This window comes from Lacisediminihabitans sp., assembly GCF_036404185.1.
In the GTDB taxonomy this organism is placed as follows: domain Bacteria; phylum Actinomycetota; class Actinomycetes; order Actinomycetales; family Microbacteriaceae; genus Lacisediminihabitans.
This window is the reverse complement of the sequence record NZ_DASWPB010000193.1, coordinates 18,542-32,769: the sequence shown is the minus strand read 5'-3', so window position 1 is coordinate 32,769 and position 14,228 is coordinate 18,542. Positions and strand designations below refer to the sequence as shown.

At 60.3% G+C, this 14,228-nt stretch carries 14 protein-coding genes and 1 tRNA gene; 11 read left to right on the top strand and 4 right to left on the bottom strand.

The window, feature by feature from the left end:
* Positions 1-163 precede the first annotated feature (163 nt).
* The 4 genes from VGC18_RS13795 (at position 164) to VGC18_RS13780 (ending at position 2,480) form a co-directional block, all read left to right on the top strand.
* Positions 164-238: transfer RNA gene (locus VGC18_RS13795), tRNA-Arg, on the top strand.
* Between the two features lie 144 nt (positions 239-382).
* On the top strand, positions 383-1,279 hold the full coding sequence (locus VGC18_RS13790; protein WP_331098367.1) for a DUF4231 domain-containing protein: 897 nt from the start codon (positions 383-385) through the stop codon (positions 1,277-1,279).
* A gap of 13 nt (positions 1,280-1,292) precedes the next feature.
* Positions 1,293-1,877 (top strand): TIR domain-containing protein, encoded by a 585-nt coding sequence (locus tag VGC18_RS13785; protein ID WP_331098365.1) that lies wholly within the window; start codon positions 1,293-1,295, stop codon positions 1,875-1,877.
* Positions 1,878-2,480 (top strand): hypothetical protein, encoded by a 603-nt coding sequence (locus tag VGC18_RS13780; RefSeq protein WP_331098363.1) that lies wholly within the window; start codon positions 1,878-1,880, stop codon positions 2,478-2,480.
* Here the strand turns inward: VGC18_RS13780 and VGC18_RS13775 are convergent.
* Positions 2,445-3,260 carry a site-specific integrase gene (locus tag VGC18_RS13775; RefSeq protein ID WP_331098361.1) on the bottom strand — a complete coding sequence of 272 codons (816 nt, stop codon included), beginning with the start codon at positions 3,258-3,260 and terminating at the stop codon, positions 2,445-2,447. The two genes, VGC18_RS13780 and VGC18_RS13775, sit on opposite strands and share 36 nt — an antisense overlap.
* A gap of 431 nt (positions 3,261-3,691) precedes the next feature.
* On the opposite strand from VGC18_RS13775, the gene VGC18_RS13770 reads away from it, so the two are divergent.
* The 5 genes from VGC18_RS13770 (at position 3,692) to VGC18_RS13750 (ending at position 9,933) form a co-directional block, all read left to right on the top strand.
* Positions 3,692-4,906, top strand: a complete 1,215-nt coding sequence (locus VGC18_RS13770; protein WP_331098359.1) for a Fic family protein — start codon at positions 3,692-3,694, stop codon at positions 4,904-4,906.
* Positions 4,907-5,246: 340 nt separating this feature from the next.
* The gene (locus VGC18_RS13765; RefSeq protein WP_331098357.1) at positions 5,247-6,494 is read left to right on the top strand and encodes a hypothetical protein; all 1,248 of its coding nucleotides are present in this window, start codon (positions 5,247-5,249) and stop codon (positions 6,492-6,494) included.
* A complete protein-coding gene (locus VGC18_RS13760) occupies positions 6,494-7,840 on the top strand; it encodes a DUF4041 domain-containing protein (RefSeq protein WP_414672892.1) in 1,347 nt (448 codons plus the stop codon). The genes VGC18_RS13765 and VGC18_RS13760 overlap by 1 nt, the downstream gene beginning before the upstream one ends.
* A gap of 102 nt (positions 7,841-7,942) precedes the next feature.
* Positions 7,943-8,539, top strand: coding sequence for a hypothetical protein (locus tag VGC18_RS13755; protein WP_331098353.1), 597 nt, complete (start codon positions 7,943-7,945; stop codon positions 8,537-8,539).
* A complete protein-coding gene (locus VGC18_RS13750) occupies positions 8,539-9,933 on the top strand; it encodes a hypothetical protein (protein WP_331098351.1) in 1,395 nt (464 codons plus the stop codon). The genes VGC18_RS13755 and VGC18_RS13750 overlap by 1 nt, the downstream gene beginning before the upstream one ends.
* Positions 9,934-10,235: 302 nt before the next feature.
* On the opposite strand, the gene VGC18_RS13745 is transcribed toward VGC18_RS13750, so the two are convergent.
* Entirely contained in the window at positions 10,236-10,409 is a 174-nt protein-coding gene (locus VGC18_RS13745) for a hypothetical protein (RefSeq protein ID WP_331098349.1), read from the bottom strand.
* Positions 10,410-10,908: 499 nt separating this feature from the next.
* Here VGC18_RS13745 and VGC18_RS13740 point away from each other — a divergent pair, with 499 nt between their 5' ends.
* Entirely contained in the window at positions 10,909-11,061 is a 153-nt protein-coding gene (locus tag VGC18_RS13740; protein WP_331098347.1) for a hypothetical protein, read from the top strand.
* Positions 11,062-11,106: 45 nt separating this feature from the next.
* On the opposite strand, the gene VGC18_RS13735 is transcribed toward VGC18_RS13740, so the two are convergent.
* Entirely contained in the window at positions 11,107-11,712 is a 606-nt protein-coding gene (locus VGC18_RS13735) for a TetR/AcrR family transcriptional regulator (protein WP_331098345.1), read from the bottom strand.
* A 102-nt stretch (positions 11,713-11,814) separates the two neighbouring features.
* Between VGC18_RS13735 and VGC18_RS13730 the strand changes: the two genes are divergently transcribed.
* On the top strand, positions 11,815-12,576 hold the full coding sequence (locus VGC18_RS13730) for an SDR family NAD(P)-dependent oxidoreductase (protein ID WP_331098343.1): 762 nt from the start codon (positions 11,815-11,817) through the stop codon (positions 12,574-12,576).
* Between the two features lie 51 nt (positions 12,577-12,627).
* Here VGC18_RS13730 and VGC18_RS13725 read toward each other — a convergent pair whose 3' ends face one another.
* Positions 12,628-14,112, bottom strand: coding sequence for an MFS transporter (locus VGC18_RS13725; RefSeq protein ID WP_331098342.1), 1,485 nt, complete (start codon positions 14,110-14,112; stop codon positions 12,628-12,630).
* Positions 14,113-14,228 lie beyond the last annotated feature (116 nt).

Genomic DNA, 14,228 nt, shown 5'->3' with positions numbered 1-14,228 from the left:
CCTGCGCATCCGCCCGCACGCCCCGCACGGCACGGCGTGGCTCGTGAGCGGCGTCGAGCGCGCGGAGACGCAGTGGCAGGAGTACCTGGCGCCGGCGGCGTGACCGCTCTGCTGCGCATCGTTGCTCGCACCGCGGCACCGCTCCGCTAAACTCGATGAGCCAGCCTCTGTAGCTCAATGGAAGAGCAGTTCCGTCCTAAGGAAACGGTTGGGGGTTCGAGTCCCTCCAGGGGCACCAGGGCTCACTCATGGAAAATGCTGGTCAGGGCATGTTTACCGCCGTCATAGGAGTCGGATTTTGGTCATCTGCCCACAGTTTGCCCACGTTTGGTCTCTGAATAGCTTGGACCTGATGTCGTAGCTGAGCACTAGTGTCAGCGATATGCCCGGATCCGATCTTCATGCTGAAGACTTAGAGTTGCCCGCGATATACACTTCCGCGGACCTCGCGTCGGGGCGAGGCCAACGCCGTTATCTCGCGCTGAGCGCAACGCGTTTCGTGTCCATTTTTGTGGCGGCTACTGCGGGGGCGATTGGCGCCGCTTCCGGCACCCTCCGTGTACTTGCGTGGGTATTGCTGGCGGGTTTTGTAGTTGCGGCGTTCGCTGAGTTTGCGCTAATCCGCCTACAGCCCGAGCGGGCGTGGTATTCCGGGCGCGCGATCGCTGAGTCGGCCAAAACTTTGGCCTGGAGATTCTCCGTTCGAGGTGAACCGTATGGCTCCTCGGTTTCAGACAAAGACGCGGAGGCGCTTTTGTTGGAACGCATAAGGGAAATCGTAAGAAAGGGAAGCGACAAGATTGACCTGAGCGTTGGAGACGCCGTTGTGACGGAATCTATGCGCCGACTTCGTAGTACCTCCTTCGATCAGCGCCGCTCGACCTATCTTGCTCAGCGAACTGAGGGTCAGCGGCTTTGGTATTCATCAAATGCGAAAGCGAACTCGGTACGCGCGACTTCGTTTCGATTTGCCCTTCTAGCGGTTGAGCTGATCGCAATAGTTGCAGCGGCCTTGGCGCTCGGACGCGCTGAGCCCATTGATTTCGCCGGTATCGCTGGTGCCGTCGTAGCTGCCGGAGCCGCGTGGATGGCCCTCAAGCAATATTCGCAGCTCACGTCTGCGTATCGAGTTGCGGCGGTTGAACTGGCCATTCAGGCGACCGTTCTAAAAACAGTTGAGGAAGATAAGTGGGACCAAGCAGTAGCGGACGCTGAGGAGGCCATCAGCCGAGAACACACTATGTGGCTGGCCTCCCGCGGTGAAGAACCGCTGCCCTAACGAGAGGCAAGTCATGGGACGAAAGACCTACGTGTCATTCAAAACGGAGGACATGGCGTACAAGGACGCGATAAAGGAAATTGAGGGATTTGACTACGTCGACAAGTCCTTGAGCGACCCGATTAATTCGACTGATGAGGACTACATCATGCGTCGGATCAGAAGTGACTATCTTTACGACTCGACGGTGACGATATTTCTCATTGGCGAGAGAAGTTCTCAGAACTTGGGCGACTACGAGCAGCGGTTCATCAAAAGAGAGCTTCAAGCCTCGCTCTACACGTCAGCAGACCATTCGAAGAATGGGATTTTGGGGATCGTGCTGCCCTCGATGTACCAGAGGGTCTTTGGCGGAAAGTTCGACTGTCCGACATGTGGCGAGCAGCACAACCTCGTGTCCATCAACGACGACTCCGTCATTAGCGAATTTTCGTATAACTACTACATTCCGAACGGCAAGTGTTTCCATGCCGAAGACGACCGTTATTGCGTCTTGGTGAGGTGGGACGACTTCGTTGCGGCTCCAGAGGGATACATAGAGCAGGCATTCGAGAAGCGTTCAGCACCTATCTCATCCAAGGTCAAGGTTCGACCCTGAATGTCAGGCGAAATAACAGTGGCTATTGTTGCCTTGTTCGTGGCGATCGCCGGAATCGTGGTCGCTGTCTTTGCTACGCGTCGGTGGGGTAATCGTCGCGGAAAGTTAGACCTCACTTTTCGTTCGATTCCTCTCATTCCGGAGGGAGTGAGGCCCGGACTGCTCCAACTGTCTTTTCGAGACTTTGTCGTCGAGAACCCTCATCTCGTCGAAATATCCTTGGTGAACGTTGGTCCTAGAGATATCGCGTCCGCCTTTTTTGACGGCGGGCGACCGATTTCGATCGCTTTCAATCAGACCTTTTATGGACTCACGGGAGTTGAGGGCGGGGCTGCGCTTTTCTCCCCGGCTCTTGGTGCCGACGCTCCAGACGCCATAGTGAGAATTACTCCGCTGCTGCTGAAGCGCGGAGAGTCGTGGAACTTCACCGCCGTGCTCGCCGGTGTCCCAGAGATCGATGTCGACTGTCCGCTTATAGACACTGACCTCCGACTCCTGAAAGCAGGAGGAGCCGGAGAGGCTGAAGTTAACGTTCGAGTCAGCTTCCTGGGTTTGTCAGCGGAACTATTACACATGCCTCTGCGTCGAGAACGGCAGCATTGAGTTGGCTTTGGCTGCGTTCAGTGACATTGCGACTGCATCTAAATCGTCATCAAAAAGATCTGCGTAGGTATCCAACGTCATTGCTGCCGATGCCTGTCCCAACATTCGTTGAACCGCTTTAACATTCGCGCCGGCCGAGATTGCCGGAGAGGCTGCAGTGTGCCGGAGGTCGTGAAGAGTTAGTTTCGAGGGAAACTCTTGGTCTAGCTCGACCGACCGTTTGCGCGCGCCAGCGAACGAGCCATCGCCTTGGGTCGGGGTGGGCAAGTATTCGGTCCCTGTGCCAAAGACGAGGTGGTCGCGCGCCTTTTGGTCGCATTGAGATGTAAGCGGCCCGGACAGGAATTCCGGTAACGGCACGCTCCGTAACTCGTGAGACTCAGGGATTCCGGGCACGACGGTCCCGCGAACTTTGACCGCGTTCGCGCGAACAAGAATTCGGCGTCTAGAAAAGTCGACGTTGCTGACTCGTAGCCCGACGGCCTCACCCCACCGCAGTCCGGAGTGCGCGAGTAGGAGCACGAGCGTGCCATTTGCCCGTGACTGGTCAGCCAGGAGTTGCACCTGGGTGTGGCTCAGGTAGTGCCTCTCTTTCTTTCCGCGCTTCCGTGGCAGGTTAACGCCGCGGGCCGGGTTCGATGGAAGGCGACGATCCTTTACCGCGACATCGATGATGCCGGCGAGTACTCCGAACGCACGAATGACAACCGTCGGGCTCTTCGTCGCCGACAGGTCACTCACCCATGCCTGCACCTCGCTGTGCCGGATCTCACCAAGCATGCGATGGCCCCACCTTGGTCGAACATGAATGCGCCAGGCGACCTCGATGACTGTATAGGAGCTGGGCTTCAAGTGGCTTTGAGCACGAAGCCAGGGACTGCCTAATTCGTCCATCGAGATTCGGGAGGCGGTGGCATCGATGAACTCGCCGGTCGCCTTGCGTACCTCTGTAGCCGCGAGGAACAACTCGGCCTCCCGCTTTGTGCGGAAGCCTCGCCTGTCCGTCTGCGAGTGATCCGGCTTCCGGTACCTGACGCGGTAACGCTTGCCTGCCATTGTTTCGTGTGCGGTGATTGAACCATCGTTGCCCCGATCTACTTGAGCTCTGGTTGAGGCTACGACTTGGGTGCGACAATCTCACACCGAATAAGTGAAAATAAGATTCTGCTGTACCGATGGTTAGAGACACAACCATCGGTATTATGTTTTTCATGGCGACGACTATTAGACGATCAAATCCGTCGAAACCGTGGCCTCAGACCAAATCGGAACAGCGCGAATGGCGGAGCACGGACGATCAGGGGCAGTCTCGTCGAGCGGCCCTGAGGGCTCGAGGACCATACGAGGCTTCAATTCCTCCGTTCATTGCGAAGCGTGCCCTTCCGACGCTCGACCTCGACACCGCTATTGCGGCTGAAGAGGCGGTAGTTGAGCTTGGTCGATTCGACGGCGAGGTAGGGTCCATCGCTGCGCCTTTCTCCGCGATACTGCTCCGCAGCGAGAGCGCAGCGAGCTCTGAGATCGAGCAGCTCACCGCGTCGGCAAAGAACATTGCCCTCGCCGAGCTGGGGCGTGGCTCTGGCCAGAATTCCAAATTGATTGTGGGCAATGTCCGAGCGATGGAGGCCGCGATCGAAATGGCTGAGGATCTTGACGTGCCATCGATCATCGCTATGCAGTCGGAGATTCTGCGTGACGACCAACCGGAGCACACCGGGAGATGGCGAACAGAACAAGTCTGGATCGGGGGTGGATTCGGGAACAGCCCGCATGGTGCAGTTTTCGTACCTCCTCACCAGGACCGAGTCGCCGACCTTATGAATGACCTGGTCGAGTTCGCGCGCCGCACCGATCTTCCGGCACTGCCACAAATCGCGATCGCGCACGCACAGTTCGAGACCGTCCATCCGTTTCCGGACGGCAATGGAAGGACGGGTCGCGCCCTTATCCAGGCCATGCTTCGCCGACTGGGAGTAACACAGAACGTCACCGTTCCCGTTTCAGCCGGGCTCCTTCGAGACACTCGCGGATACTTCCACGCGCTCACGGAGTATCGAGCAGGAAACGTGGCGCCCATCATTCAAGCCTTCGCGCGCGCGTCGGCCGATGCAATCGTCAACGGGCGGCAGCTGGTCGGGGACCTAACGAGCGTCCGCACGCAGTGGGAGCTGTTGACGAGTGCACGAGTCGGGAGCGCAGGCCGTCGCCTCCTAGACGTGCTCCAACGTCAGCCGGTGATTGACGCGAACCTGGCCGCGGGCGAGCTGGATGTCGATCCGAGGAACGCACAGAACGGAATCGACCGACTAGTCGCGGATGGCATCCTGACGCAGGTTGGTAACGGTGCTCGAAACCGCGCGTACGAGGCTCGCGACGTCTTGACGGCGCTTGATGACTTCGCGGCGCGCGCCAATAGGCGCCGCTAGAAGAATTGACGGGCGTCCGAGCTCGGGTTCTTCAGCCAATTAAGATGCGCGAACCCGCTAACTACTTCACCCATCGCGAATGGTTTAGCGAAGGGTTTTGGCCGGGTTTCGCCTGTCCTGCCGCCGGCGCCGCCTGGCTGCGCCAGCTTTCCAACCTCCCGCACTCTGCAGGCATCGTGAGGGAGGTTGGAAAGTGAAGCGGCGGCGGCGGGACAGGCGAAAAGTTGTAGGAAGAAAAAGAACGGCAGTGATGAGTTCGAGGTGACGTAAAGAGCAGAAAGCGAAACTCTTTCAACGCCGAAGTACTTCTAAGCTGTGCGTATCTAACTAGGAGGTCCCATTGGCGCGACGCCGTGGTTTTTTTGCCGAACTTCAGCACCAGTCCCAGGTTGCGGCTCGGCAATCTGCTCAGCACCAGCGCGCTGTCGAAGCTGCTAATCGTCGGGCCGAGCAGGCTCGTAATGCTGCAATTCGCGCCCAGGCTGCGTCCCAGCGTGCGTCTGAGGCAGATCGAAAGCGTCTTGAGCGGGAGGCTGCGGCAGCTCACGTAGCCGCGATGCAAGCAGAGGTCGATGAGAACAATGCGGATCTTGCGAGCCTTTACGAGGATCTCGACAATCTGCTGAAGGCGACTTTGGATGTAGACGACTTTGTAGATCTGGAGACCCTTCGGCAGGTCGTTGATCACCCCCCGTTCGACCGGGTCGACTTGAAGGTTCCGATCGCCCCTCCAATCCCGATTCCGGATCCCGCCGAGCCGACGCGTCAGCCCGTCGAGGCTCCCAAAGGACTGTTCGGCAAGAAGAAAAAGTTGGAAGAAGCTCAGGCGAAAGCCGAAGCCGAATTTGTCGAGAAGTGGCAGTCGTGGCACCAAGCGGTCGAGGCTCTTCCTGCCAAGCGCGTAGGTTTGATCGCGGATCACGAGGCGGCAGAAGCAGCTCGAGCAGCGGCACTAGCCGCCGAAGAAGCTCGCTATGCGAGTGAGTGCGCCGAAAGGGAGAAGGAGGCCTCCGAACACAACGCCTCGCTCGATGCGTTCATTGCCAACCTGGGGTACGGGACCGTCGAAGCGGTCCGAGAATACGTCGGGATCGTTCTCGCCAACTCCGTCTATCCCGAACACTTCGAGGTGGAACACGAGCCGAACTTCGAGCCCACTACCGCGGAGCTTTCGTTGAAGGTCGTCGTGCCTGGGCCCGACAGGATTCCGACGATCAAGGCTTACAAGTACACGCGCGCATCCGATGAAATAACGACAGTGCCGCTTCCCCAGAAGGACGCCAAGGGCAGATACGCGAACGTAGTTCACCAAGTTGCGCTTCGCACTATTCATGAGGTCTTTGAAGCCGACCGACGGAATTTGATCCAGGCGATATCGCTCGAGGTAGGAACTGACGCGATCAATCCGGCAACCGGCAAGCAGGAATACGTGCCTCTCGTTGCAGTAAGCGCATCGCGTGATCGGTTTGTCGAGATCGACCTTTCGGCAGTCGTGCCCTCAGCCACTCTTGAGCATTTGGGTGCATCCGTCTCGAGGAGTCCGTTTGACCTCACTCCTGCAAGCGGCGCAGGCGTTCGGCGCTATTGATGACCGATGGAATGCTCTTCAACCCTCCGCCGGGTTGGCCGAAGCCTCCTGCAAGCTGGCGGCCGCCGGCGGGTTGGACGCCAGACCCCAATTGGCCAGCGGCGCCAGAAGGCTGGCAGCTTTGGTTACCTGACGGTCTGCCAGTGGCGGCTGCCGAGGAGCCAGTGCCGGTCGTGCCGAGCGACGATGTGGGGAGGCCTGGGCCGAGCGAGTCCGCGACGATCGCGTTCTTAGAGGCTGAGAACACTGCACTGAGAAGCCGCCTGTCCGCCCTGAGCAACTCGAGTGATGAATACGTAGACCTGAATGACGATCGGGTGCTGCAGGACGTCGGAATCTATCGCTATCACCATCCGCTAGAAAACGCGGCCCTGTATCGCGAGCAACTGGATGCGATCCAGGCGAAGATCGCGGAGGTGGTCAAGGCTGGCCGAGCAATCGTGAAATCTAACCTTTTCACCTTCGACAATTCTCTGGCGAAGGGTCGAAAGATGGCCGACGACCTCGGCAAGCTCATGCTCCGCGCATACAACTCCGAGGCCGACAACAGCATCCGTTCTCTGAAACTGGGCAACGTCGTCACGGCGAAAAAACGACTCGACGTGACGCGCGATGCTATAGCGAAGCTTGGTGGCCTCATGGAAATGAGGATCAGCGACGAGTTCAACGCGCTGCGGGTAGAAGAGATTGGGCTCACTGCCGACTGGCTTATGAAGAAGCAGGAGGAGCGCGAAGACCAGCGTGAGCAACGAGCAGCCCTAAGAGAGGAACAGCGCGTCGCTCGAGAGCTCGCCGAAGAGCGCGAGCGACTCGATAAGGAGCGTGGTCATATTGCCAATGCGATCAGCGCACTTGAGAGGGCCGGCACCTCGGATGCGGATCTTGAGAAGCGGCTCGCCGAGATCGATGAAGCAATCGCGACCAACGACTATCGAACCGCGAATATCCGGGCCGGCTACGTATATGTCATCTCGAACCGCGGGGCGTTCGGGCCGGATGTCGTAAAGATTGGACTGACCCGCAGGCTCGAACCAACAGAGCGCGTCAGTGAACTAAGCGGAGCGGCAGTTCCATTCCGATTCGATATTCACACGCTCTATTTCTCTGAGGACGCGGTGACCCTGGAGAACGAACTGCACAAGCACTTCGCTGCGCGCGCGCTAAATCAGGCCAACTCTCGCAAAGAGTTTTTCTTCGCAACTCCAGCTGAGGTTCGTGATGTCCTGATGGAGAAGGTGGGGAATCTGCTTGAGTTTCGCGAGCAGGCGGATGCGACCGAATATTTCCAGTCCGTAGGGCAATGGCCTCGCACGGAACGAACTGAGGCCGGCGGGTACCCACATTGACGTTCTTGGGACAGTCAGCAGTCGTTTCATTGTCGCTCAAGCTGTTAGGGCGATCACCGAGCCACTACCAGAGCGTTCGCGGTCTTCCGATAGCATCCACACATGCCCGGTGAATCGCAGCACGTCGTTGGCGAGGACGGCGTTCGTCGAGCCAAGAAATGGCTCGATTCCACTACGCGCGTGTCACAGTCATGGACGATCTACGACGACATTCCGGTGAGTCGTCTCGAATACAGCTGGCCATTCGGCGATCAAAAATTCTCGTACGACCTCGGTGGCCTGCTCTTTGGTGGCGAGTTTCATCAGGAAGGATTTCTGGTCGAGAGTAAGAAGTACTCCTGGGACAGTCAAGGTGAGCCGTTCGATAAATTTCTTGCTCAAAGCTATGTGACGCTTCGTGATAGCCCAGCTCTTGCTCAGCATTTCATGTGGATAACTTGGACGCCCTTTCGAATAAAGACTTGGAACGCCAACACAAACGCCGCAAGCGTCGCGAAAGCTTTGATCGCTAACGGCGAGCGAGTCTTCGACTCGACTGATCCCGACGTAATAACGTCAAAAACGGATGCGAACATCGTCAATGACTTGGTCAGTCGGTTGTGGGTGATAGTCCTGTCTGATCGTCAGGAGTCGTTAGTGATTAGTAAAGAAGATCGCGCCTACTTGATGCAAAAACGCTATTTGGACGAGGAGCTTTAATGACGATCACCACCGCCATGTTGTCGGGGGACGCGCGTCAGAACGTGGAGTCGATCAAAGCCGAGGTGATTTCTACCCTTACTGATGCCGATCCTGACGTACGGATCAGAAAGACCGACTACTTCAACCATACGTTTGCGCCTGACTTGCTACTTTCGTGGCCGAAAGAGCGAGTCGAAAGACAGGTTTATCTGAGAACTACCGGCGACGCTAACTACTTGCTGGAAGACCTTGGCCTGATGGACGAAAAGTCTTCAATAATGATGCCGCTCGGAGAGACTTCCCCAGCACGTGAGGCGGATCGAGCTGAAGTTCTAAATACTGGCCCGCGTCGTCGCGCGCTCATTGCGAGCCCACAGAGCTTTGGCGCGCTTGCGTCAGATCGTAGCCAGCGACCGGTCGTTGGTCTTGCGTCTCGGGCACTTCTACAGGGTGGGGTCGGCTTCGTCGGGGAGGAGAGTGCGCGCGAGTTCAGTTCGAACATAGACCTGGGCTTTGAGGCAGCCCAACGAGGGGAGTCTGAGCAAACTGGAATCGCGCTGTCTTCGGCCGAAACTGTTCTCGACAACACTCGATATCGCCAAGTCGGCGAGTTCCTGAGCGCAGTTTGGATCGGATCGGGTGCGCTGAGCAGCGAGTTCCCCGGCGGTGAAGCTGGAGCGACATCTGTTCTGACCGCCTCCGCGTTGGAAGTCTTGCTGGACACAGTCGACCTCGATGACCCGCTTTTTTGGAAGCGAGTTGGCAAAAACTTAACGATGGACAAGCTGCGATACCTTGAGGTATCCACAGACCACGAGAACTTTCAACGCTTAATTCAGTCGACTGCATCGCTTCTTAAAGTGCACGCGCTGCGAATTATTGACGAGCCGATCGGCGAGCCAAATTCGGCGCGATGGTTCGCGTCCGGGGGTGAGCTTGGACTTCGCCTCGGAGCGACCACGATCTTGCTGACCGGAGGGAGCGTCGAGAGCTTCACCAAGCCTGGAGCGGAAGCTGCAATGGTCATTCCGACGCTTCGGAGCCGCGCCGAGCAGCACGAGATCACGGTCTCTGACCTAACGATCGACGCTGGCGGACGGCGTATTGAATACTCTGCAGCCGATGATTCGTCGGTGACGAACGATTCTCAGCTCACGGCCATAGAAGCGGCACTCGGTTCACGAGCTTCGGTTACTAACGCCAGCATTGCCGCTGGGTCCAGCCAAGTTCGTGTGGACTTCCGCTCGTCAACGGCTTTCGGGCTGAGGCGTGCGACCTTTTACATGTCCCAGTTGGTGATGAGTTCAGTCCCGTTGCTGTTGGCTCTGACGGCACGTTCCCTCGATTCCTTGATCGCGGCGGTGGGTGCATCGGTGGCGACAGCCACAATTGATCATTCCGAACTCGAATAGGCGAGTGACCGTGCCCACATTTTGCCCACAATCGGGCGATATCGCAGCACATCGAGTCGCACTCTAACTGCCTAAAAATGCTGATATTCCGGGGTTTTTGAAGAACTGGTCCCGCCGAATAAGGGCGGTTTTGGGTTTCGAGTCCCTCAAGGGGCACGTCAGAATTAGATCTGACGCCTCTGTTCCTGGCGCTGGAGCAGTAATCGATCGCGACAACCCGCGCGGAGCTCATTGTTTACCGCCTCAATCGCAATCGGCGGCTCGTGCCGGGCACCGCTCATTGAGCAGACCTTGCGCGTAGATCAGCGCTTCCCGGACTTGCTGATTAGTAGCAGCCCGGCAACGCCACCCAGCACAAAAAGGCCGACGCCGAGATTCGATTCGTACTGGTTCGACGATCCGAGCAGCACTAACCCAGCAAGGATGCCCAGAACCGCGACTAAGGAATACAACAGTCGAACAAGAGTCGGTGTCATAGGACGACGATAGTTCGAATCGTGGGGGTGCAGGCAGCTAAAACTGAAATTTGATCTGCTAAACAGGCACCTCGGCTGTTTGTGGCGGCGACGTCTACGGCGTCATCCATTGGCGAGTGCCCTTAACCGGTCTATTCCAAATGACAAGAGGAAAGAGGGAGCTGCAAGAGTGCTACCGCCAAGATGCTCTGCAACGTCTCGTATCTAACTTTCATGATGTGGCCGTCAGAGGACGCTGTCGGGCCATATGAATTGGGGCGGTTGCGGACGGCTGATTGGGACGACCCGAGCGAGAACGAACCGTATGTTGCAATCGTGGGCAACGCGAACGCTAACAGCACGCCCCGCAATCGCAGGGCGTGCTGTATACACGTCCTACGCTGCGCTCTCCTTCTCCGCCTCAGTCTTGAGATACCCCAGCGACGACAGCGAGTATTCGAGTTGGGCCTGCAGTTTATCCTTGGCCTGGTCGACGGGGTCGCCGGCGAAGGATTCGGCGGTGGAGACGACGGTGCCGGACAGGGCCGGCTGGAAGGCTCACTCGTGGATGCCCATGATCCCGCCGGAGGCTCCGCCCCAGAGGATGCGGGAGCCGGCATCCAGCGCGTACACGGTCGAGGTCACGGTGAAGCCGAAGCTGGTCCAGCTATAGAACGCGTCGGCTGAGGGGAAATCGCCGCACGTCGTCCGATTCCTATCACCGGTCCGCGGACTCAGCGTGAGCGGCACGAGGCAGACTCTCGATCGCCACGGCGGCGGCATCACCGAGCACCTCGGCGTCCGCGCCGGCTTCCGCGAGGGCCTCGATCCCGCGGAGGACGATGAGGATGTGATGGCCCAGTCGTCGGGGATCCGCGCCGGCATCGATGTCCCCGGCGCGCTGCGCCTGCTCGATGCAGCCGGCGATGGTGTGTGCGATCTCCTCGAACGCCTGCCGTGAGCGGGCGGCGACCTCCGGGTCGTGGGCCGCGAGCTCGGCCGTCGTCTTCGCGAGGAAGCAGGCCTGCTGCGCCTCGTTGCGGCTCGCCGCGCGCTGGAGCATCGCCGTCAGGCGGTGCAACGCCGACTCGTCCGGCCCGGCCAGCGCGGAGGCCGTCGACTGCGCGACGCCGGTGCAGTATCCGTCGAAGACCCGGCGGAAAATCGTGTACTTGTCGCCGAACGCGGCATAGAGGCTGCCCTTGCCGAGTCCGCTCACCTGCATGATGTCGTCGAGGCTGGTGGAGGCGTAGCCCTTGTCCCAGAAGGCGGGCGCGACGGCGCTCAGCACGTCGCCCTCGTCGAATGTTCTCCGTCGTCCCATGTCGTCAGTCTAGATATAGTTGACCAATCGGTCCAGTTAAGCGACGATTGCGGGGGAGCACGGGCATCCGCGTCTCCATCCGCACATGACGCCAGGAGATCCATGGGCCAGCTCGAGTCGAAGACAGCAGTGATAACCGGAGGCAGCAGCGGGATCGGCCTGGCGACCGCCCGGCGGTTCCTCGACGAGGGCGCGAGGGTCTTCGTCACCGGTCGCCGTCAGGCCGAGCTGGATGCGGCGGTCGCCGCCCTCGGAGACGGGGCCACCGGCATCCGGGGCGACGTCTCGAGCCTCGACGACCTCGATCGCCTGTTCGTCACCGTTCGGCGGGAGGCGGGCAGTCTGGACATCCTGTTCGCGAACGCGGGCGGGGGATCGGGGCTCGTGACGATCGACGACATCACCGTCGACATGTACGAGAAGGTCTTCGGGGCGAACGTGCGGGGCACCCTCTTCACCGTGCAGAAGGCGCTTCCGCTGATGGCCGAAGGGGGCTCCATCGTCATCACCGGATCCACCTCCACGAGCCGGGGCAACGCGGGATTCGGGGTCTACTCGGCGTCCAAGGCGGCCGTGCGACAGCTCACCCGGGTCTGGGCGGCGGAGCTGGCGTCCCGGGGAATCCGGGTCAACACCGTCATGCCGGGTCCGACGGACACACCCGGCATGCGCGGCATCGCGAAGGGCGATCCCGTTCGCGAGCGGGCGCTCCTCGCCGGCATGGCCGCCAAGATCCCGCTCGCCCGCATCGGCAGTCCCGCGGAGGTCGCCAACGCCGTGCTCTTCCTCGCCTCCGATCAGGCTAGTTTCATGACCGGTGCCGAGGTTTTCGTCGACGGCGGTGACGCGCAAGTCCTCCTCTGAGGGATGTCCCGTCGCACCGAGCCGGGGCCGACCCGGTGCGACGGGGCCGGCTCAGTGCGACGGGGCCGACTCGTCCGGGAAGTCGTCGATGCCGAGCGAGAGCGCCTGCTGGCGTCGTTTGGCCATGGACGGGGCGACGAGGGTGGCGATGATCGCCACGACGGCGACACCCGCGCAGACCCAGAAGCCGATCGTGAACGCGTCGTCCGACGGCAGTCCCTGCGCCGAGCTGTGCGAGGTGATGAGCGCGGCGATGACGGCGGTGCCGACGCTGCTGCCGATGGTGCGGGCGATGGTGTTGGCGCTGATCGCCTCGCCGGTCTGCGTGGCCGGCACGCTCTCGATGATCGCGTTGGAGGTCGAGGCGAGGGCGAGGCCGATTCCGGCGCCGGTGAGCACGCCGGAGACCAGGACCTGCCAGGTCTCGCCGTGGGCGATGGCGGGGAGCACAAACGCGGCGGTGACCGACAGCGCACCGAGGAGCATGGGCGGCTTGGGCCCGACCCGGCGCACGAGGATGCCCGCCACCGGGCCGAGGATGACCATCGCCACGACCGTGGGGAGGAGGAACAGGCCGGCCTGCGACGCATCCTTGCCGAACCCGTAGCCGGTGACCGCGGGAAGCTGCAGCAGGGTCGGGACGAGCACGAAGGTGCCGAACATGACGAACCCGAAGATGAGGGCGACGACGTGCGCCGTCCACACCCCGCGGATCGCGAACAGGCGCACGTCGATGAGCGGCTCCGTGACCCGCAGCTCGACGAACACGAAGGCGACGAGCGTGATCGCACCGAGGGCGAGGAGCCCCAGCGTCTCGAACGAGCCCCACCCCCAGGTCTCTCCCTCGCTCACGGCCAGGAGGATCGAGACGAGAGAGACCGTCAGCACGGCGGTGCCGATGAGGTCGAGACGGCCGGGCTTGCGGACCGGCGACTCGGGCATCCCGAAGATCACACCGAGCAGCGCGATCACCACGAGAACGAGGGGCAGCCAGAACAGCCAGTGCCAGTTGAGGTTCTCGACGATGGGTCCGGCGGCGACGATGCCGACGCCGGCCCCGATTCCGAAGATCGCGGAGAGCAGGCCGATGGTCACGCTGACCCTGTCCCGCGGCAGCTCGTCACGTACGATGCCGATCGATAGCGGCAGCACCGCTCCGGCCGCGCCCTGCAGCGCACGGGCCACGATCAGCACACCCAGGTTGGGCGCGAGCGCCGCCAGCAGCGTGCCGGCGAGAAGCAGGACGAGGACGACGATGAGGATGCGGCGCTTGCCCATCATGTCGCCGAGCCGGCCGAGGATCGGCGTCAGCACGGAGGCGGAGAGCAGGTAGGCGGTCAGGATCCAGCTGACGTCGCCGGTCGAGACATCCAGATCCTTCCCGATCGTCGACAAGGCGGGAGCCACGAGCGACTGCAGCACCGCGAAGGACAGGCCGCCCAGGGAGAGGAAGATGATGAGGAGCGTGGTGTTCGGGCGCCGGCCGTTCGCCGGGTGGACGGAGCCGGCTGCTGGCTCCTCGATCGTGTGCGACATGACTCTCCGACCTCGATGTAAACAGTTGCTGACTTAAGAATGCTAACCAGATCGAAGGACAAGTCAATGGTTGTTTACATCGGAGTCTGCCGCCGTGTACGGTGGCGACGAGACGA